The 19947-nt window shown below is 68.6% G+C and carries 19 protein-coding genes; 13 read left to right on the top strand and 6 right to left on the bottom strand.

All coding sequences use genetic code 11. The annotated features are described in order from the left end of the window. Nucleotides 1–157: 157 nt before the first annotated feature. Complete coding sequence (putA, locus tag ASE10_RS07295; protein ID WP_056306105.1) at nucleotides 158–3382, bottom strand: bifunctional proline dehydrogenase/L-glutamate gamma-semialdehyde dehydrogenase PutA; 3225 nt, start codon at nucleotides 3380–3382, stop codon at nucleotides 158–160. A gap of 463 nt (nucleotides 3383–3845) precedes the next feature. Here putA and coxB point away from each other — a divergent pair, with 463 nt between their 5' ends. The 5 genes from coxB to ASE10_RS07275 all read left to right on the top strand — a co-directional run bounded on the left by coxB (nucleotide 3846) and on the right by ASE10_RS07275 (nucleotide 8240). Further along, nucleotides 3846–4775, top strand: a complete 930-nt coding sequence (gene coxB, locus ASE10_RS07290) for a cytochrome c oxidase subunit II (protein WP_055901975.1) — start codon at nucleotides 3846–3848, stop codon at nucleotides 4773–4775. A 27-nt stretch (nucleotides 4776–4802) separates the two neighbouring features. Beyond that, the gene (gene ctaD / locus ASE10_RS07285) at nucleotides 4803–6422 is read left to right on the top strand and encodes a cytochrome c oxidase subunit I (protein WP_055901970.1); all 1620 of its coding nucleotides are present in this window, start codon (nucleotides 4803–4805) and stop codon (nucleotides 6420–6422) included. A 170-nt stretch (nucleotides 6423–6592) separates the two neighbouring features. Continuing rightward, nucleotides 6593–6724, top strand: a complete 132-nt coding sequence (locus tag ASE10_RS21280; RefSeq protein ID WP_255355386.1) for a hypothetical protein — start codon at nucleotides 6593–6595, stop codon at nucleotides 6722–6724. Next, nucleotides 6721–7320 carry a cytochrome c oxidase assembly protein gene (locus ASE10_RS07280; protein WP_055901967.1) on the top strand — a complete coding sequence of 200 codons (600 nt, stop codon included), beginning with the start codon at nucleotides 6721–6723 and terminating at the stop codon, nucleotides 7318–7320. The genes ASE10_RS21280 and ASE10_RS07280 overlap by 4 nt, the downstream gene beginning before the upstream one ends. A 41-nt stretch (nucleotides 7321–7361) precedes the next feature. Continuing rightward, the gene (locus ASE10_RS07275) at nucleotides 7362–8240 is read left to right on the top strand and encodes a cytochrome c oxidase subunit 3 (RefSeq protein WP_055901964.1); all 879 of its coding nucleotides are present in this window, start codon (nucleotides 7362–7364) and stop codon (nucleotides 8238–8240) included. A 94-nt stretch (nucleotides 8241–8334) separates the two neighbouring features. Here the strand turns inward: ASE10_RS07275 and ASE10_RS07270 are convergent, their stop codons facing one another. Further along, on the bottom strand, nucleotides 8335–8562 hold the full coding sequence (locus ASE10_RS07270; RefSeq protein ID WP_056100864.1) for a twin transmembrane helix small protein: 228 nt from the start codon (nucleotides 8560–8562) through the stop codon (nucleotides 8335–8337). Nucleotides 8563–8622: 60 nt separating this feature from the next. On the opposite strand from ASE10_RS07270, the gene ASE10_RS07265 reads away from it, so the two are divergent. The 4 genes from ASE10_RS07265 (at nucleotide 8623) to cyoE (ending at nucleotide 12056) form a co-directional block, all read left to right on the top strand. Continuing rightward, a complete protein-coding gene (locus ASE10_RS07265; RefSeq protein WP_056306103.1) occupies nucleotides 8623–9342 on the top strand; it encodes an SURF1 family protein in 720 nt (239 codons plus the stop codon). Further along, on the top strand, nucleotides 9339–9914 hold the full coding sequence (locus ASE10_RS07260) for a hypothetical protein (protein WP_056100859.1): 576 nt from the start codon (nucleotides 9339–9341) through the stop codon (nucleotides 9912–9914). The genes ASE10_RS07265 and ASE10_RS07260 overlap by 4 nt, the downstream gene beginning before the upstream one ends. Nucleotides 9915–9978: 64 nt before the next feature. Then, a complete protein-coding gene (locus ASE10_RS07255; RefSeq protein WP_056306101.1) occupies nucleotides 9979–11127 on the top strand; it encodes a COX15/CtaA family protein in 1149 nt (382 codons plus the stop codon). 2 nt (nucleotides 11128–11129) lie between these two features. Beyond that, on the top strand, nucleotides 11130–12056 hold the full coding sequence (gene cyoE / locus ASE10_RS07250) for a heme o synthase (RefSeq protein WP_056306099.1): 927 nt from the start codon (nucleotides 11130–11132) through the stop codon (nucleotides 12054–12056). A 19-nt stretch (nucleotides 12057–12075) separates the two neighbouring features. Here the strand turns inward: cyoE and ASE10_RS07245 are convergent, their stop codons facing one another. Continuing rightward, nucleotides 12076–12960, bottom strand: a complete 885-nt coding sequence (locus ASE10_RS07245) for a PD40 domain-containing protein (protein WP_056306097.1) — start codon at nucleotides 12958–12960, stop codon at nucleotides 12076–12078. A 103-nt stretch (nucleotides 12961–13063) separates the two neighbouring features. Here ASE10_RS07245 and ASE10_RS07240 point away from each other — a divergent pair, with 103 nt between their 5' ends. From ASE10_RS07240 to ASE10_RS07230, 3 genes are all read left to right on the top strand, one after another. Next, complete coding sequence (locus ASE10_RS07240; RefSeq protein ID WP_082586066.1) at nucleotides 13064–13525, top strand: RidA family protein; 462 nt, start codon at nucleotides 13064–13066, stop codon at nucleotides 13523–13525. 116 nt (nucleotides 13526–13641) lie between these two features. Further along, a complete protein-coding gene (locus tag ASE10_RS07235; protein ID WP_056306095.1) occupies nucleotides 13642–14778 on the top strand; it encodes a membrane dipeptidase in 1137 nt (378 codons plus the stop codon). Continuing rightward, entirely contained in the window at nucleotides 14775–15899 is a 1125-nt protein-coding gene (locus ASE10_RS07230) for a membrane dipeptidase (protein WP_056306093.1), read from the top strand. Before ASE10_RS07235 ends, ASE10_RS07230 begins: the two co-directional genes overlap by 4 nt. 63 nt (nucleotides 15900–15962) lie before the next feature. Here the strand turns inward: ASE10_RS07230 and dnaG are convergent, their stop codons facing one another. The 3 genes from dnaG to rpsU all read right to left on the bottom strand — a co-directional run bounded on the left by dnaG (nucleotide 15963) and on the right by rpsU (nucleotide 18711). Further along, entirely contained in the window at nucleotides 15963–17858 is a 1896-nt protein-coding gene (gene dnaG / locus ASE10_RS07225; protein ID WP_343123449.1) for a DNA primase, read from the bottom strand. A gap of 31 nt (nucleotides 17859–17889) precedes the next feature. After that, a complete protein-coding gene (locus ASE10_RS07220) occupies nucleotides 17890–18336 on the bottom strand; it encodes a GatB/YqeY domain-containing protein (RefSeq protein ID WP_056306090.1) in 447 nt (148 codons plus the stop codon). Nucleotides 18337–18495: 159 nt separating this feature from the next. Then, entirely contained in the window at nucleotides 18496–18711 is a 216-nt protein-coding gene (gene rpsU / locus ASE10_RS07215) for a 30S ribosomal protein S21 (RefSeq protein WP_031371286.1), read from the bottom strand. A 126-nt stretch (nucleotides 18712–18837) separates the two neighbouring features. On the opposite strand from rpsU, the gene tsaD reads away from it, so the two are divergent. Then, nucleotides 18838–19860: a tRNA (adenosine(37)-N6)-threonylcarbamoyltransferase complex transferase subunit TsaD gene (gene tsaD / locus ASE10_RS07210; protein WP_055901927.1), complete on the top strand. Its 1023-nt coding sequence runs from the start codon at nucleotides 18838–18840 to the stop codon at nucleotides 19858–19860. Nucleotides 19861–19947: the final 87 nt, after the last annotated feature.

The following is a 19947-nucleotide window of genomic DNA, read 5'->3' as shown; positions in this document are numbered from 1 at the left end:
CCTTGCTCGCCGCCGCGTTCAGCCCGCTCGCGCATGCAACTGACCGATGGCGGCGCGAGCATGCCTTACGCGCGTAAGCCGCGGCACCCTCCTGAGCGCGCAAACGAAAAGCCCCGCACTCGGCAGGGCTCTCGTTACTGAGCGATGCGGCGTCGGATCAGTCGCCCAAGGTCAGCAGCGAGGCGTTGCCGCCCGCGGCCGTGGTGTTGACGGTGATCGTCTTCTCGGTGGTGAAGCGCGGCAGGTAGTGCGGGCCACCGGCCTTGGGGCCGGTGCCGGACAGGTTCTGGCCGCCGAAGGGCTGCACACCGACGACCGCGCCGATCTGGTTGCGGTTGACGTAGCAGTTGCCGACCCGGACCCGCGCGCTGATGCGCTCGATGGTCTCGTCGATGCGCGAGTGGATGCCCAGGGTCAGGCCGTAGCCGGTGGCGTTGATCGCATCGATCACCGCGTCGAGCTGATCGCCCTTCCAGCGGATCACGTGCAGCACCGGGCCGAAGACTTCCTTGTGCAACTGGTCCAGCGACTTCAGCGCGTAGGCGCGCGGGGCGAAGAAGCTGCCGTGGGCGCTGTCGGCGTCGAGCGCGACCTCGCCGATCTTGGTCGCTTCCTTGTCCATGCGCGCGGCGTGATCGACCAGCATCTTCAGCGCGTCTTCGTCGATCACCGGGCCGACGTCGGTCGAGAGCAGGCCTGGGTCGCCGACCTTGAGCTCGGCCATCGCGCCGGCCAGCATCGAGGTCACCTTGTCGGCGATGTCTTCCTGCACGAACAGCACGCGCGCGGCCGAGCAGCGCTGGCCGGCCGAGGTGAAGGCCGAGCCGATCGCGTCCTTGACCAACTGTTCCGGCAGCGAGGACGAGTCGGCGATCAGCGCGTTCTGGCCGCCGGTCTCGGCGATCAGCACGCCGATCGCAGCGTCGCGCGCGGCCAGCGAACGGTTGATCGCGCGCGCGGTGTCGGTGGAGCCGGTGAAGGCCACGCCGGCCACGCGCGGGTCGCGGGTCAGCGCCGCGCCGACGGTGGCGCCGTCGCCGGGCAGGAACTGCAGCACCGCTTCCGGCACGCCGGCTTCGTGCAGCAGCTTGACCGCGTAGTAGCCGATCAGGTTGGTCTGCTCGGCCGGCTTGGCGATCACGCTGTTGCCGGCGGCGAGCGCGGCCGCGATCTGGCCGGCGAAGATCGCCAGCGGGAAGTTCCAGGGGCTGATGCAGACGAACACGCCGCGACCGGACAGGTGCAGGGTGTTGGACTCGCCGGTCGGGCCCGGCAGCGCTTCCGGCGCGAACAGCTTGCGCGCCTGCTGGCCGTAGTAACGCAGGAAGTCGATCGCCTCGCGCACTTCGGCGACGCCGTCGGGGATGGTCTTGCCGGCTTCCTTGGTGCACAGCGCGATGTATTGCGGCATGCGCTGTTCGAGCAGGTCGGCGGCGTGTTCGAGGATCGCGGCGCGGCTGGCGGCCGGGGTCGCGTCCCAGGCTTCCTGCGCGGCGACCGCGTTCTTCAGCGCCAGCTCGACGGTGGCGGCGTCGGCGGCGCGCCACTGGCCGACGGTTTCACGGCGGTCGGCCGGGTTGGTCACGGCGATGTCCGGGCCGGCGACGTTGGCGCCCGGCACCAGCGGCGCGGCGCGCCAGTCGCCCAGGGCGGCGTTGACCTGCGCGGCCAGGGACTGCAGTTGCTGATCGTTGGCGAGATTGACGCCCATGGAATTGGCCCTTTCCGAACTCTTGTTTGACGCCGCGAAACTGCGGTACAGGTCGACCGGCAGCGGAATGCGCGGGTGGGGAATGCTGTCGAACGCGGACACCGTCTCGACCGGGTCGCGGATCAGTTCGTCGATCGCGATGTCCTCGTCGGTGATGCGGTTGACGAAGCTGGAGTTGGCGCCGTTCTCGAGCAGGCGCCGCACCAGATAGGGCAGCAGGTCCTCGTGCGAGCCGACCGGCGCGTAGACGCGGCAGGGCACGTCCAGGCGATCGGCGGGGATGACCTCGGCGTAGAGGTCGTCGCCCATGCCGTGCAGCTTCTGGAACTCGAAGGCGCGGCCGGCGGCCATGCGGTGCACGGTGGCGATGGTCTGCGCGTTATGGGTCGCGAACATCGGATAGATCGCGTCGCTGGCGTCGAGCATGCGGCGCGCGTTGGCCAGGTAGGACACGTCGGTGTTGGGCTTGCGGGTGAACACCGGGTAGCCGGCCTGACCGTCGACCTGGGCGCGCTTGACCTCGCTGTCCCAGTAGGCGCCCTTGACCAGGCGCACCGGGATGCGGCGGCCGCTGCGGCGGGCGAGGTCGGCGAGGAAGTCGATCACCTCCGGGGCGCGCTTCTGGTAGGCCTGCACGGCCAGGCCGTAGCCCTGCCAGCCGTCCAGCGACTTGTCGGCGTAGGCCGCGGCGATCACGTCCAGCGACATTTCCAGGCGGTCGGCTTCCTCGGCGTCGATGGTGAAGCCGATGCCGTAGCTCTTGGCCAGCTGCGCCAGTTCCAGCACGCGCGGGGTCAGTTCGGCGAACACGCGCTCGCGCTTGGCGTGCTCGTAGCGCGGGTGCAGCGCCGACAGCTTGACCGAGATGCTGGGCGCGGCGAACACGTCGTGCTGCAGGTAGTGGCCGCCGGGGCCGCTCTTGCCGATGGCGTGGATCGCCTGGCGGTAGGCTTCCAGGTAGCGCAGCGCGTCCTTGGTGGTGAGCGCGCCTTCGCCAAGCATGTCGAAGGAGTAGCGGTAGCTGGCGTTGTCGCCCTTCTTGGAGCGCGACAGCGCCTCGCCGATGGTGCGGCCCATCACGAACTGGTGGCCCATGATGCGCATCGCCTGGCGCACGGCCAGGCGGATCACCGGTTCGCCGACGCGGCCGATCAGGCGCTTGAAGGCGTTGTGGGCGTCGCGCTTGGTGTCGTCGGCCAGGTCGACCAGGTGGCCGGTCAGCATCAGGCCCCAGGTCGAGGCGTTGACCAGGACCGAATCGGACTGGCCGAGGTGGCGCTTCCAGTCGGCTTCGCCGAGCTTGTCGCGGATCAGCTTGTCGGCGGTGTCCTGGTCGGGGATGCGCAGCAGGGCCTCGGCCACGCACATCAGCAGCACGCCTTCCTCGCTGCCCAGGTCGTACTGGCGCATGAAGGCTTCGATCGCGCCCTGGTTCTGGGCGCGGGCGCGGACCCGGGCGACCAGGTCGGCGGCGGTGCTCTGCGCGGCCTGGCGGTCGGCTTCGGGCAGGCGTGCCTGTTCAAGCAGATGGCGTACGTGTGCGGCTTCGTCGCGGACCCAGGCGGCGGTGATCGCCGCGCGCAGGGCGGCCGGGGCCGGGGGCAGTTCGGGACTGATCAGCGCGCGCGGCGGCGGGCCGTCGGCGGCGTCGGAGGAGGAGTCGATGGTCATTCGGACCGCAGCGCAGCGGAGGGGAGCCGCTTAGTTTAGAGCTTTCGGTCCAATCCGGTCTGTCGCAACCGGGCTGCCGGCGGCGCCGCTCGCGCATCGGACCGCCATGCGGGTGCGAACGGGTCGGTCGCTACGCTACGGTCGGCGTCGTCGAGCGGGCTGCGGCGCGGGCCGCGGAAGCCGCCCGCAGGCTGCTGCGACGGCCGCTGCGGGCCGTTTGCGCAAGGCCCGCAGCGGTTGCGTGAACGCCTCGCGGGTTGCCGCAGAGCGGGTCGGAGGCTACCATTTCGCGGATTATCCGTAGCGCCTAGCGCCGTCACCGGCGTGATGGGCCCTGGACGGGGCTCGCCAGCCACCTCCTTCCGGACGGTCCCCCGCGCCAGCACCTGGCCGGGCCGGTGCCGGGAGAGGCAGCCCGCGGAGCAGACAACGCAACCTTCTACGATTTTCGGGGCTCGAACTGATGAAAGCCGGTCGTTTCAAGCAGTGGGCAGTGGGTGTCGCCGCGATGGCGCTGCCGGTCCTTGCATTTGCTCAGGCGGCCGATCCCAAGCCGTGGCAGCTGAACATGGGCCGTGGCGTCACCGCCCAGTCGGTCAACGCGTACGAAGCGCACATGATGGCGCTGTGGATCTGCGTGGCGATCGGCATCCTGGTGTTCGGCGCGATGGCCGTGGCGATGTTCAAGTTCCGCCACTCCAAGGGCGCGGTGGCGGACAAGGACTTCACCCACAGCACCAAGCTGGAAATCATCTGGACCGTGGTCCCGGTCGTGCTGCTGGTGGCGATGGCGTTCCCGGCGACCAGCAAGCTGATCAAGATGTACGACACCCGCCAGTCGCAGATGACCGTCAAGGTCACCGGCTACCAGTGGATGTGGAAGTACGACTACCTGGGCCAGAACGTCTCCTTCACCAGCCGTCTGGACCGCAAGAGCGACCAGCTGCGCCAGGCCAAGCGGACCGTCACCAAGGCCGACCACGAGCATTACCTGCTCGACGTCGACAACGTCCTGGTGCTGCCGACCGACACCAAGATCCGCTTCGTGATCACCGCCGACGACGTCATCCACGCGTGGTGGGTGCCGGCGCTGGGCTGGAAGCAGGACGCGATCCCGGGCATCGTCAACGAAGCCTGGACCGAGATCAAAGAGCCGGGCGTGTACCGCGGCCAGTGCGCCGAACTGTGCGGCAAGGACCACGGCTTCATGCCGATCGTCGTGCGCGCCGTGCCCAAGGCCGAGTACCAGCAGTGGCTCGCCGAGCAGAAGGCCAAGAACGCTCCGGCCGCGGCGCCCGCCGCTCCGGCTGCGCCGGCCGAAGCCGCTCCGGCGCCTGCGACGGCCGGCACCCCGAACACCGACGCCACGACCGCTCCCGCGGTCGCCGGCTGATCGTCAAAGCATTCTCAGAGGTAGGCCATGGCAGCCACGCACCCCGTCGCCGATCATCACGATGATCATCACGCCCACCAGCAGGGCTTCATCGAGCGTTGGTTCTTCTCGACCAACCACAAAGACATCGGCACGCTGTACCTGATCTTCAGCTTCGTGATGTTCATCATCGGCGCGGGCATGTCGGTGATCATCCGCGCCGAGCTGGCGACCCCGGGCCTGCAATTGGTGAAGCCCGAGTTCTTCAACCAGATGACCACCATGCACGCGCTGGTGATGATCTTCGGCGGCGTGATGCCGGCCTTCGTCGGCCTGGCCAACTGGATGATCCCGCTGCAGATCGGCGCGCCGGACATGGCGCTGCCGCGCATGAACAACTGGTCGTTCTGGATCCTGCCGTTCGCCTTCAGCCTGCTGCTGTTGACGCTGATCCTGCCGGGCGGCGCGCCGGCCGGCGGCTGGACGCTGTACCCGCCGCTGTCGCTGCAGGGTGGCAACAACGTCGCCTTCACGATCTTCGCCATCCACATGATGGGCATCAGCTCGATCATGGGCGCGATCAACGTGATCGCGACCGTGCTCAACATGCGCGCGCCGGGCATCGACCTGCTGAAGATGCCGATCTTCTGCTGGACCTGGCTGATCACCGCGTTCCTGCTGATCGCGGTCATGCCGGTGCTCGCCGGCGCCGTGACCATGCTGCTGACCGACAAGTTCTTCGCCACCTCGTTCTTCAACGCGGCCGGCGGCGGCGACCCGGTGATGTTCCAGCACATCTTCTGGTTCTTCGGTCACCCCGAGGTCTACATCATGATCCTGCCGGCGTTCGGCGTGGTCTCGGAGATCATCCCGACCTTCAGCCGCAAGCCGCTGTTCGGCTACCAGGCGATGGTGTACGCGACCGCCTCGATCGCCTTCCTCTCGTTCATCGTGTGGGCCCACCACATGTTCACCGTCGGCATGCCGCTGGGTGGCGAGATCTACTTCATGTTCGCGACCATGCTGATCGCGGTCCCGACCGGCGTGAAGGTGTTCAACTGGGTCACCACCATGTGGCGCGGTTCGATCAGCTTCGAAGCGCCGATGCTGTGGGCGATCGCGTTCGTGATCCTGTTCACCATCGGCGGCTTCTCGGGCCTGATGCTGGCGATCGTGCCGGCCGACTTCCAGTACCACGACACCTACTTCGTGGTCGCGCACTTCCATTACGTGCTGGTGACCGGCGCGCTGTTCTCGATCATCGCCGCGGTCTACTACTGGTGGCCGAAGTGGACCGGCCGCATGTACAACGAGACCTTCGCCAAGTTCCATTTCTGGTGGACGATCGTGTTCGTCAACCTGCTGTTCTTCCCGCAGCACTTCCTGGGCCTGGCCGGCATGCCGCGCCGTATCCCGGACTACAACGTCGTGTTCGCGGACTGGAACCTGGTCAGCTCGATCGGCGCCTTCGGCATGTTCCTGACCCCGTTCATGATGCTGGGCATCCTGTGGCACTCGAAGAAGTATGGCGCCAAGGCCGAAGCGCGTTCGTGGGAAAGCGCCAAGGGCCTGGAGTGGACCCTGTCGAGCCCGCCGCCGCACCACAGCTTCGGCACGCCGCCGGTGATCCGCGATGGCGACCTGGCGCACGGCGACATCACTCATTGAGGCTGACGCCCGGCAGGAAGCTCGGAGTGCATGGCTTCGGATGGATTCGGATTGCATGCCATACCCCGCCTTGCTCCGCTGCACGAAGCAAGGCCGCCCCCTAACTCAGGGGCTCCAAGGGCGAGGCTTTCCGGAGTAAGTAAGCTTCCGGAGTAAGTAATAGGAAACGTATGAACAAGACGCCTGACAACTCGGATATCGCAGCGCGCCGCAAGCGCGCGCGGCGTACCGCGTTGTGGGCGGCGGCGATCGCGGTGGCGATCTACGCGGTGTTCATCCTCAGCGGCGTGATGTCGAAATGAACGCCGGCAGCGACGACCGCAGCAAGAAGAACACCGCCGGCCTGATGAAGATGGTGCTGGTGGCGCTGGCCGCGTTCGCGTTCACCTTCACCCTGGTGCCGCTGTACCGGATCGCCTGCGAGAAGGTGTTCGGCATCCGCCTGGAGCGCACGGCCGCCGAAGGCGCGAAGGACGCCGCGGCCAAGGGCGCGCGCATGGTCACCGTGCAGTTCGACGGCGGCGTGAACTCCAAGCTGCCGTGGTCGTTCCACCCAAACCAGGTGACCATGCAGGTGCGTCCAGGCGAGCAGTACGAGACCACCTACTACGCCCACAACGACAGCGACCGCACCATCGTCGGCAGCGCCGTGCCCTCGGTGGCGCCGGCGCGCGCGTCGGGCTACTTCAGCAAGACCGAGTGCTTCTGCTTCACCGCCCAGACCCTGGCGGCGGGCGAGAAGCGCGACATGCCGGTACGCTTCATCGTCGACCCGAACCTGCCGGCCGACGTCAACACGATCACGCTGTCGTATACCTTCTTCAAGAACGACGTACTCACCGCGCAACAGCAAGGCACGACGGCGAAGACGCCGGCGTCGCCGCTGTCGGCGCCGTAAGCCCGCAACTCACTCAGTACCGCAAACAACGGAACGCCGCCATGGCCCAAGCCCACACGCCAGACGCCAACACCTACTTCGTGCCGCACAGCAGCCGCTGGCCGTTCCTCGGTTCGATCGCGCTGTTCACGACCATGATCGGCATCGCCAGCTGGCTCAATGAAGTCAGCTGGGGCCAGCCCACGTTCTTCGTCGGTCTGGCCCTGATGTGCGGCGTGCTGTTCGGCTGGTTCGGCGACGTGATCCGCGAGTCGGTGCGCGGCCACTACAACCGCCAGGTCGACGTCTCGTTCCGCATGGGGATGATGTGGTTCATCTTCTCCGAGGTGATGTTCTTCGCGGCCTTCTTCGGCGCGCTGTTCTACGCCCGCCAGCTGGCGCTGCCGTGGCTCAGCGGCGAAGGCGACGGCGTGATGACCAACAGCCTGCTGTGGAGCGGTTACACCGCCGGCTGGCCGACCAACGGCCCGGGCGCGATCGGCGGCATGTTCGAGACCATTCCGGCGTGGGGCCTGCCGCTGCTCAACACCATGATCCTGCTGACCTCGGGCGTCACCGTGACCATCGCGCACCACGCGCTGAAGGCCGGCCACCGCAAGCAGCTGCTGGTGTTCCTGGGACTGACCGTGGCCCTGGGCTGCCTGTTCCTGTTCTTCCAGGCCGAGGAATACATCCACGCCTACAAGGAACTGAACCTGACCCTGGGTTCGGGCATCTACGGTTCGACCTTCTTCATGCTCACCGGCTTCCACGGCGCGCACGTGACGCTGGGCACCATCATGCTGGCGATCATCTGGTTCCGCTGCCTGAAGGGCCATTTCGACAAGGACAACCACTTCGCGTTCGAAGCCGTGGCCTGGTACTGGCACTTCGTCGACGTGGTCTGGCTGGGCCTGTTCCTGTTCGTCTACGTGCTGTAAGCGCGGACGCCAGGGTTTCGCATCGGGCCGGCACTGCCGGCCCGTTTGCGTCTTGGGAGCCCGCGATTTTCTCCCGGCCGCGCGCGGCCGGGACTCACTTCGGGTTGGATCCGATGCCGTGCGGCTGGATCCAGCCCATCTTGATCGACAGGATGATGATCAGGATCAGCGCGACGGACAGCGCGATGCGGCGGGTCAGCGCGTTCACCGTGCGCTTGCTCTGCCCCTTGTCCACGAGCATGTAGTAGAGGCCGGCGCCCAGGTTCCAGAGGATGAGGATCAGGAACGCAATGATCAGCAGGGTCTTGAGCGAGTCGTTCATGGCGGCCTCCGCGCGCGTTACCGCGAAAGCAGGATTATCGCAGTCCGGCCGGAGGAAGTCGTGAGCCGCCGGCGCAACCTCGTCGTCGGCTGGACGCTGGCGCTGCTGACGATCGCCGCCTTCGCCAACCTCGGCCTGTGGCAGTCGCGGCGCGCGGTCGAGAAGCAGGCCATGCTCGACGCCGCCGCGCGCGTGCTCGGCGAGCGCAGGCCCGGCGCGCTGGCACTGGCCGCCGATCCGGCCAGGCGCCGGGATTACGACTGGGCCAGCGGCCGCGGTCAGTTCGATGCGCGCGGCGCCCTGCTGCTCGACAACCAGCAACGCAACGGCCGCGCCGGCGTGCGCGCCTACCGCATCTTCGTGCCTGAACACGGTGCGCCGCTGCTGGTCGACCTGGGCTGGCTGCCGCTGGACGGCCGGCGCCGCTTCCCGGCGATCGAGCGTCCGCCCGGAACGCTGGAACTGCGCGGTCTGCTCGCGCCGCCGCCGTCGACCGGCATCGCCCTGGGCCCGGCCCTGGGCCGCGAAGGCGAGGGCTGGCTGCTGACCCGCGTCGACACCGATGCGATCGCCTCCGGCGTTGGCCTGTCGGCGCCGCTGGCGCCGCGCGTGCTGCGCCTGGATCCGGCCCTGAAGCTGGGCTACGAACGCGACCTGGAATTGCTCGCCAATACCCTGCCGCCCGAACAGCACCGCGGCTATTCGCTGCAGTGGTTCGCGCTGGCGGCGGCGGTGCTGGCCACCGCCTTGATACTCACTTTCCGGAAATCCCGCCGATGAACGTCCCCGACACCGACGCGAACGTTTCGCGCAAACGCAATCGCGGCATGCTGATCGTGATCTTCGCGCTGTTCTTCGGCAGCATGCTGGTCGCCGGCGTGCTGCGCTTCTCGGGCTGGCGCCCGCACGGCATGAAGAACCACGGCGAGCTGCTGCAGCCGCCGTCGGACCTGCGCCGGGTCGTGCCGCGCCTGGCCGACGGCAAGGCCTACGAGTGGCGCCCGGCCGAGCGCATGTGGCGCATCGCGCTGGCGCCGCCGGCCGACTGCACCACCGAATGCGCGAAGCTCGCGCGCGACCTCGACACGGTCTGGCAGTTGTTCGGCAAGGACGCGGATCAGGTCCACGTGCTGTGGATCGGCCAGCCGCCCGCGGGCGCGCCGCATCCGGCCGCGCTGCGCATCGTGCAGTCCACGCCGCAACTGCGCGCCGGCCTGCCGCGCGTGGACGATCCCAAGGGGGTCCCCGTCTACGTGATCGATCCGAACGGCTTCGTGATTCTGCGCTACGCTCCCGGCTTCGACCCGGCCGACTTGCGCGAAGACCTGTCCAGGCTGCTGAAACTGATGTGACCCGGCCGCGGGTCGCTACAGCGCCCGCGTCCAACCGCAACCGAGTCAACCGCAAGAGTTCTGCATGAACGTGACGTTCAAACCGACCTGGTACCGCAACTTCCACCGCATCGCCTGGCTGGCGGTGGCGCTCGCGCTGTGCGTGATCGTGTTCGGCGCGTTCGTGCGCCTGTCCAACGCCGGCCTCAGCTGCCCCGATTGGCCGACCTGCTACGGCCGCGCCGCGTGGCCGACCGTTGCGCACGAGATCAGCGACCACGCCGCCACCGCGATCCGTCCGGTCGAAGTGCACAAGGCGTGGCGCGAACAGTTCCATCGCATGATCGCCGGCCTGCTCGGCGTGCTGACCCTGACCCTGGCGCTGCTGGCCGCGCGCAAGCGCCGCTACGGCGTCGCCCAGGTGATCGTGGCGGCTGCGTTGGTGGCGGTGTCGATTCCGCTGTACATGAAGGGCCAGCACGTCGCCGCATCGGTGCTGGCCGCGGCCGGCGAAGCCGTGCTGCTGCTTGCGGCCTTGCGCTGGAACAACAGCGATCTGTCGCGCGTGGCCGCGCTGACCCTGGCGGTGATCGTATTCCAGGCCCTGCTCGGCATGTGGACGGTGACCTGGCTGTTGAAGCCGATCGTGGTCATGGGCCATCTGATCGGCGGCCTGCTCACCTTCTCGCTGCTGCTGTGGATGGCCTGGCGCGCGACCGATCTGCCGATCCGCCTGGCCGACGCGGTGACCGTGCGCAGGCTGCTGATCCTGGGCATCGTCCTGCTCGGCGTGCAGATCGCGCTCGGCGGCTGGACCAGCGCCAACTACGCCGCGCTCGCCTGCGGCAACGATTTCCCGACCTGCGTCGGCCAGTGGATGCCCAAGCACGACTTCCGCGAAGCCTTCGTGCTGTGGCGCGGCATCGGCGTGGACTACGAAGGCGGCATCCTCGACGGCGAGGCGCGCATCGCGATCCAGCTCGCGCACCGGGCGATGGCGATGGTGGTGTTCGTCTACCTGCTCGGCCTGGCGATCAAGTTGCTGCGCACGCCGGGCATGCTCGGTTGGGGCGTGCTGCTGGCGCTGCTGACCCTGGCCCAGGTCGGCCTGGGCATCGCCAACGTCAAACTCAGCCTGCCGCTGACCATCGCGGTGCTGCACAACGCCGGTGCGGCGCTGCTGCTGTTCGTGCTGGTGTCGCTGCTCGCGCGCATGCGCGCCCCGGAGCACTGAGCATGGCCGCCGCCCGCGCCAGCCTGCGCCAATACTGGGACCTGACCAAGCCGCGCGTGGTCGCCCTGATCGTGTTCACCGCCCTGGTCGGCATGCTGCTCGCCGTCGACGGCGTGCCCACCGGCGAGGAGACCCTGCGCGGTTTGCTCGGTTTCCTCGGCATCTGGCTGGCCGCGTCCAGCGCCGCGGCGATCAACCAGCTGCTGGACTCGCGCATCGACGCCAAGATGGCGCGCACCTCGTGGCGGCCGATCGTCGCCGGGCAGATCACGCCGGCCCAGGCGCTGGTGTTCGCGCTGATCCTGGCCGCGCTGTCGATGGCGGTCCTGCTGCTGTGGGTGAACCCGCTGACCGCGATCCTCACCTTCGCCTCGCTGATCGGTTACGCGGTGGTCTACACCGTCTTCCTCAAGCGGGCGACGCCGCAGAACATCGTGATCGGCGGCATCGCCGGCGCGGCGCCGCCGGCGCTGGGCTGGGCTTCGATCACCGGCACCCTCGATCCGCACGCGCTGCTGCTGGTGCTGATCATCTTCGTCTGGACCCCGCCGCACTTCTGGGCCCTGGCGATCTTCCGCCGCGAGGACTACGCGCGCGCGATGGTGCCGATGCTGCCGGTCACCCACGGCGTGCAGTACACGCGCTGGCAGATCCTGTTCTACACCGTGCTGTTGGTGGCGGTGACCGTGCTGCCCTGGGCGACCGGCATGAGCGGCCTGTTCTATCTCGGCGGCGCGCTGGTGCTCGGCGCGGTGTTCCTGGGCTATGCCTGGAAGCTGATGAACCCGCCGGACGAGCTGTACGCGATGAAGGTGTTCAGCTACTCCATCGTCTACCTGATGGCGCTGTTCGCGTTCTTGCTGGTCGACCATTGGCTGCTGCCGTTCATGCAGCCGGCGCCGCTGTTCGAGCTGCAGCCGGTGCTCTGAGGCGCGAAAGACGCCGCGCTCACTCTCCGCAGCGCGGCGGCCAGTCCGCATCGACCTGCGGCTGCAGGTCGGCGAGAAACAGCTCGCCGGAGTCGCGTTCGCTGGCGACCTGGCCGAACAACACCCGATCGCCGCGCGGCGACAGCAAGGGTCCGACCTGGAACACGTCTTCGCGCGCGGGTACGCGTCCGTTCGCGACCCAGCGTCCGCCTTCGCGCTGGTAGCGATACAGGTGCGAGCGGCCGTCGCCGCGCTGTCCGACCAGGATCAGCTGGCGGCCATCGCGCGAAATCTCCACTTCGTATTCCTGTTCGGCGGTGCTGATCGGGGGCCCGAGCAGGCTCACGTCCCAGCCGCCGCCGTTGCGCGGCCTGCCGACGTAGATGTCGGTCAGGCCCGGACCGCCGGGGCGCGAAGAGCCGAAGTACAAGGTCCCGTCCGCGTCTTCGCGCGGCAGCAGTTCGGAAGCCGTCGAGTTGACGGGCGCGGGCAGGCGCTCGGGCTTCGACCAGAGGCCATCGGCGCTGCGTTCGACCCGCCAGATGTCGAGATCGTCGGGGTCCGTGCCGCCACGCGAAGACACGTAGTACAAACGCCGGCCATCGGCGCTGACGTAAGGGTCGGCTTCCTGCGCCGCGGCGGGTCCCGCGAACGGCGGCGGCACCGGTGCGCTCCAGGCACCGTTCTCGCAGCGCGACATCAACAGGCGGTAGCGGCCGAAGCTGCGGTCGCTGCGCATGAAGTAGAGCTCGCGACCGTCCGGTGTGAATGTCGGCGAGGACTCGTACTGATCGCTGGCGATCGCGGTCGGTGTCCAGCGCTGCGGCGATGCCGCCTGCGCATGACAGGACAGAGCCGACAACGGCAGCAATGAAAGGACGGGGATCAGCCAGCGTGCGCGCATCCGAGCGGTCCTGGAATGGGGCCGTCGTCAGCCTAGCGCCGTCATTCCGGTAAAACAAGTTTTAACGGTTATAGTGCGCCGTGACCCGAACGGAGCCTGGACGATGGACAGACGAGATTTCTGCATCACCGGCCTGGGCCTGTGGGCGCCGTTCGTAGCCGCCAAGGCGGGAGCCCCGGCCCCTGCGACGGTCCGACGCCGCAGCTACGCGCCGGCCGACGGCACCTATGCGCAAGCCGCCGAAGTGCGCGCGCCGCAGCGCCTGCTGTTCGTGAGCGGGCAGGTGCCTGCCGATGCCGAAGGCGCGGTGCCCGAGGGTTTCCGCGACCAGTGCCGCTTGGCGTGGCGTAACGTCGGCGCGCAGCTGAAGGCCGCGGGCTTGGGCTACGAACATCTGGTCAAGGTCACGGTCTATCTGGCCCGCCGTGAGGATCGCGACGCCGCGCGCGAAGTGCGCCAGGAGCTGCTGGGTCGCTTGCCGCATCCGCCCGCGCTGACGGTGGTCGTGGTCGGCATCTACGACAGCGCCTGGCTGCTGGAGATCGAGGCGATCGCGGCCGCGTGAGGCCAGGCGCCGCGAGCCGTCCCGCGAGGCGCCGATACCGCCATGCGCCGAAACGGTCGGCCGGGCCGCAACGGCTGCGCTAGAGTCGGCGCGACGTCCACAGGGAGAGGGCAGGCATGATCGATCGACGCGAATTCCTCGGTGCGGCCGGGCTGACCGCGCTGGCCGCAGCCACCGGGCCCACGTTCGCCGCCGCCGCCGCGCCGGCGCGCTGGCCGCGATACCGCGACACGCTCGCGATCGACGCCCTCAGCGGCTCGGAGCTGTTCTATCTCAAGGAAGGCGACTCCGACGTTCCCAAGGCGCTGCAGCAGCTGCGCGAGTGCGGGCTCAGCGGGATCATGGCCAGTCTCGCGCCGCAGGGACGGTTCTGGTACACCGACCAGGCCTATGCCGAGGCCAAGCAGCGCGTCGAAGACTGCAAGGCGACGATCGCGCGCCACGCCGACGTGCTGTTGCTGGTACGCAACGGCGCCGACCTCAAGCAGGCCGAGCGCGAGAACAGGGTCGGCATCATCTTCACCTTCCAGGGCGCCGAGCCCTTGGGCGAAGACGTCGAGCGCATCGCGCAGTTCCGCGAGCAGGGTCTGCGCGTGCTACAGCTCACCCACAACCGCCGGAATCTGGTCGGCGATGGCTGCATGGAGCCGGGCAACGCCGGCTTGAGCAACTTCGGCCATCAGGTGGTCGAGCGGCTCAACGCCGAGAAGATGGTGGTCGACCTCGCTCACGGTGCGCAGCGCACCATCCGCGAGGGCATCCTGGCTTCGAAGGCGCCGGTGCTGATCGGACACACCGGCTGCCGCGCGCTGTCCGACGTGCCGCGCATGGTCCACGACGCCGAGCTCAAGCTGCTGGCGGACCGGGGCGGCGTCGCCGGCATCATCTTCTGGCCCTACCTGCGCGAGCAGGGTCAGCAGACCTCGGCCGACGTGATCCGGCATATCGAGTACGCGATCAAGGTCTGCGGCGAGGACCATGTCGGCATCGGCACCGATATCAACGTGTCGGCGGTAGACGTCACGCCCGAGTACGTCAAGGAAAACACCGAGATGGTCAAAGGCATGATCGGGGACGGCATCTTCGAAAAGGGCCGCGACCCCACCCTGCTGCTGTTCGCGCCCGACCTCAACACCGCCGACCGCTTCGAAACCCTGGCCGGATTACTTTCGGCACGCGGCCATCCGGATGCGCGTATCGCTAAGATCCTGGGAGGCAACTTCGCCCGTGTCATGACCGAGGTGTGGGGATGATCGACCGTCGCGGTTTTCTGATCGGCGCGGGCAGCCTCGCGCTCGCCGGCTTGGCCCGCAACGCGCAGGCGTTCGCGCCGCCGCCGCGCTGGGCGCCCTACGCCGATGCCTTCGTGCTGGATGCCTGCGGCACCATCGGCCGTCAGGACCACCAAGGCGACGCGCCGCTGAGCGCGCCGGAACTGGGCGACCTGCGCGAGTCCGGGCTGAGCGCATTGCAGGTCACGGTCGCGCCGGTCGGGCATTACAAGGACGCGTTCGAGGAGACGATCGCGCAGATCGCTTCCTGGGACGACGAGATCGCCCGCCATCCCGAGCAACTGCTGCTGGCGCGCACCGGCGCCGATCTGCAGCACGCGCAGAGCGAACGCAAGACCGCCTTGATCTACGGCTTCCAGGACACCACGCCGATCGGCGAGGACCTGGACCGCATCACCGTGTTCCATCGCAGCGGCGTGCGCGTGGTGCAGCTCACCTACAACCTGCGCAACCTGGTCGGCGACGGTTGCCTGGAGCCAGGCGACGCGGGGCTGAGCAAGTTCGGCCACAAGCTGGTCGAGGCCCTGAACGAGAAGAAGATCGTCGTCGATCTGGCCCACAGCGGCCGCCGCACCGCGCTGGAAGGCATCGCGGCGTCGAAGTCGCCGGCGGTGATCAGCCACACCGGCTGCGCCGCGCTCGCCGACCTGCCGCGCAACAAGACCGATGCCGAATTGCGTGCGGTCGCCGAACGCGGCGGCGTGGTCGGGATCTACCTGATGCCGTTCCTGCGCATGAAAGGCCAGCCGATGGCGGCCGATCTGATCGCGCACCTCGAGCACGCGGTCAAGATCTGCGGCGAGGACCACGTGGGCCTGGGCAGCGACGGTACGGTGGCGGCGACCAGGCTGACGCCGGAGTACAAGCGCGATCACCGCAAGTTCATCGCCGAGCGCCGGGCGCTGGGCATTTCGGCGCCGGGCGAGGCCGACGACGTCTACCTGCTCCTGCCCGACCTCAACCATCCGCGCCGTTTCGAGACCCTGGCGGCGATGCTGTCGGCGCGCGGGCATTCCGATGCGCGCATCGGCAAGATCCTGGGCGGAAACTTCAAGCGGGTGATGAGCGAAGTCTGGGGTTGAGTGCGCGCCGATAGGCTGCGGTAAGCCGAAGGCAAACCGCACTCGGCGCGAACTCGGATGCCGTTAGAGCGCCGGACCGGAGTAGCCGGCGATCTGCGAACGCAGCGCGCGCGCGTCCTGCAGCAGGCGCGCGATCTCGGCGCGCTCTTCGGCGCCCAGCGACGAAGGGCCGAGTTCGCGCAGCTTGTCGGCGATCTCGGCCTGGCGTTGTTCCACCGCCTGCAGTTCGAGCTGGCTCATGGTGCCGAGGAAGTAGCGGGTGATGATCTGTTCGTCGCCGACGAAGCTGCCCGCGGCGAGCTTCTGCAGCGCCTTGGCTTCCTCGCGCTCGGCGAAGTGCTCGATCAGGGCGCCGGTGTTGATGTCGGGACGCGACACCACCAGTTCCACGATCTCGGTCAGCAGCTCGATGCCGTTCTGGCGCAGCGCGGCGAAGCGGTAGGGCGGGCGAAGTTCCAAGGCCAGCGCCGGTTGCTGCAGCAGCAGTTCGATCGCCGCGCGCACCAGCGAGCGCTTCTGCGTCGGCGCGCTGGCGCCCGCGCGTGCGCGCTGCGCGGGCACGTGGGTGTCGGGCGTGCTGGCGCGCGCGCCGACGCCGGTGAGTTCGGTCAGGCGCTGCCGCATCAGGTCGCCGAAGGCGCCATCGGGAATCTGCGCCAGCAGCGGCTTGGCGCGTTCGGCCAGGCGACCCTTGCCTTCCAGGGTGCCGAGGTTGACGTCGGCGGCGAGCGAGTCGAACAGGAACTGCGACAGCGGCACGGCCTCGCGCAGGCGCGCGTCGAAACCCTCCGCGCCTTCCTTGCGCACGATCGAATCCGGATCCTCGCCTTCGGGCAGGAACAGGAAGAAGGCCTGGCGGCCGTCCTTCATGCGCGGCAGCACCGATTCGACCGCTTTCCAGGCCGCGCCGCGGCCGGCGCGGTCGCCGTCGAAACAGAAGTAAACGTCGGCGGCGTTGCGGAACAGCAGTTCGGCGTGGTCGGGCGTGGTCGCGGTGCCGAGCGTGGCGACCGCGGTGTCGACGCCGTGCTGGAACAGCGCGACCACGTCCATGTAGCCCTCGACCACGATCAGGCGCGGGATCTTGTTGTGGGCCTGGCGCACCTGCCACAGGCCGTAGAGTTCGCGGCCCTTGTGGAACAGCTGGGTCTCGGGCGAGTTGAGGTACTTGGGCCCGTCCTCCTTGTCGAGCACGCGGCCGCCGAAGGCGATGGCGCGGCCGCGACGGTCGAGGATCGGGAACATCACCCGGTCGCGGAACTTGTCGTAGACGCGGCCGCTGTCGTTCTTGGAGAACAGGCCGGCGCGCTCCAGCAGCTTCATCCGGCGCTCGTCGGTGCCCAGCGCGTCGCGCAGGGCGTTGAAGCCGTCGGGCGCGTAGCCGATCGCGAAGCGTTCGCGGATGTCGGCGCTGACGCCGCGGCTGTCGAGGTAACCCTGGGCCTTGCCGCTGAGGCCGTACTGTTTCTGGAAGAACTTGGACGCGGCCTCGACCGCGGCGTACAGATCGCTGCTGTCGGAGTCCTCGTTGCGCTGGCGGGTGTCGCGCGGGACTTCGACGCCGATGCGCTTGGCCAGTTCTTCGACCGCATCGAGAAACTCGAGGCGGTCGTAGTTCATCAGGAAGCTGATCGCGGTGCCGTGCGCGCCGCAGCCGAAGCAGTGATAGAACTGCTTGGTCGGCGAGACCGTGAACGAGGGCGAGCGCTCGTCGTGGAACGGACAACGCGCCGAGTATTCCTTGCCCTGACGCTTCAACGGCACGCGCGCGCCGATCAGCTCGACGATGTCGGAGCGGGCGAGGAGGTCGTCGATGAAGGCGTCGGGGATGCGGGCCATGCGTCGGGTGCCCGAAGGGGGGCGTCGTGCTCGTGAGGGCCAAGTCCTAGGATGCCATGCGCGGCAAGTCCCGGCGGTCGGGCGGAAAGCCCCGCGGCGGAAACGACGAAGCCGGGGCATGCCCGGCTTCGTCAGGTCTTGCGAGGGCGGCTCAGCCGGCCAGGCGCTGCTTCACCAGCACCGACACCTGGCCCATGTCGGCCTTGCCGGCGAGCTTGGCCTTGAGCGGGCCCATCAGCTTGCCCATGTCGGCCGGGCAAGCGGCGCCGGTTTCGGCGATGGCGGCGTCGATCGCGGCCAGGATCTCGGCTTCGCCGAGCTTGGCCGGGACGTAACGCTCGATCACCAGGATTTCCTCGCGCTCGATCGCGGCCAGGTCCTCGCGCGCGGCGGCCTCGTACTGGCTGACCGAGTCGCGGCGCTGCTTGACCATCTTGTCGAGCACCGCGATCACGGCGGCGTCGTCGAGTTCGATGCGCTCGTCGACTTCCTTTTGCTTGATCGCGGCGTTGATCAGGCGGATCACGCCCAGGCTGTGCTTGTCGCCGCTCTTCATCGCGGCCTTCATGTCGTCGGTGAGTCGTAGCTTGAGGCTCATGGCGCGCTCCTGAAGTGGTGCCGGAAGGTGGGAAAGGGGGGGGGCGACGGCCGGGGGGCGGCCGAAACGCAAAAAGCCGGCGGCGCAGGGCGCAGCCGGCTCGTTGGTCATCCCTCGCCGGCCCCGCCCGCGAACGGTGGGGCTGCGCGGGATGCGCGATCAGTACAAGCGCTGGCGCTTGGTGACGTCGCGCGAGGCGCGGCGCGCCTGACGCTTCACCGCAGCAGCGGCCTTGCGCTTACGCTCCTGGGTGGGCTTCTCGTAGAACTCGCGCTTGCGGGTTTCGGCCAGAACACCGGCCTTCTCGCAGGTGCGCTTGAAGCGGCGCAGGGCAAACTCAAAAGGCTCGTTTTCGCGGACTTTGACGCTGGGCATACGTGATCTCGGATTCGGGGACCGGCCCGTACAGACCGGGCGAGCCGTGCATTATAGCGGTGGGGCCGCGGAAGGTGCAACATAGCGCCCCATGAAGGCGAAAACCCCAGCAAAGCCGGGCCTTTCATGAAAGTCCTCGGCATCGAAACCAGCTGCGACGAGACCGGAGTGGCGGTCTACGACACCGCCACCGGGCTGCGCGCGCACGCACTTTACAGCCAGATCGCCCTGCATGCCGAGTACGGCGGGGTGGTCCCTGAACTGGCCAGCCGCGACCACGTGCGCAAGCTGCTGCCGCTGATCCGCCAGACCCTGGACGAATCCGGCCTGCAGGTCTCGGATCTGGACGGGGTGGCCTACACCGCCGGCCCGGGCCTGGTCGGGGCGCTGCTGGTCGGGGCCGGGGTCGCGCGCTCGCTGGCCTGGGCCCTGGACCTGCCCGCGGTCGCGGTCCATCACATGGAAGGCCATCTGCTGGCGCCGCTGATGGAGGAGGACCCGCTGGGCCGCCCGCAGCCGCCGTTCGTGGCCCTGCTGGTGTCCGGCGGGCATACCCAACTGGTCGCGGTCGAGGCCATCGGCCGCTACCGGCTGCTGGGAGAAACCCTGGACGACGCCGCCGGCGAGGCCTTCGACAAGACCGCCAAGCTGATGGGCCTGCCCTATCCGGGCGGACCGCAGCTGGCCGCCCTGGCCGAGCGCGGCCGGCCCGGCATCTATAAGTTCTCCCGGCCGATGACCGACCGCCCCGGGCTGGACTTCAGCTTCAGCGGCCTCAAGACCCAGGTCCTGCTGGCCTGGCGCGACAGCGACCAAAGCGAGCAGACCATGGCCGACATCGCGCGCGGCTTCGAGGACGCGGTGGTCGAGACCCTGGCGATCAAGTGCGGGCGCGCGCTGGACGCGGCCGGCTGCGAGACCCTGGTGGTCGCCGGCGGCGTCGGCGCCAACAAGCGCCTGCGCGAACGCCTGGCGCAGATGGCGCAGCGCCGCGGCGGCCGGGTCGCGTTCCCGCGGCCGGCGTTCTGCACCGACAACGGCGCGATGATCGCCTACGCCGGCGCGCTGCGGCTGCAGGCCGGCCAGCACGAGGACGCGGCGGTGATGGTGACGCCGCGCTGGGACATGGCGGAACTGCCGGCGGTGTGAGCGGCCGCATCGATCGCCACGCTTGAGCGCCGCCGGCCACGAGCGCGGCGCGATCGCGATTCTGCGCGACAATGGCCGCCGAGCCCG

Source organism: Lysobacter sp. Root76 (assembly GCF_001428685.1).
Lineage (GTDB): Bacteria > Pseudomonadota > Gammaproteobacteria > Xanthomonadales > Xanthomonadaceae > Lysobacter.
The sequence above is the reverse complement of the archived record's forward strand: the minus strand, read 5'-3'. Positions and strand labels throughout refer to the sequence as shown.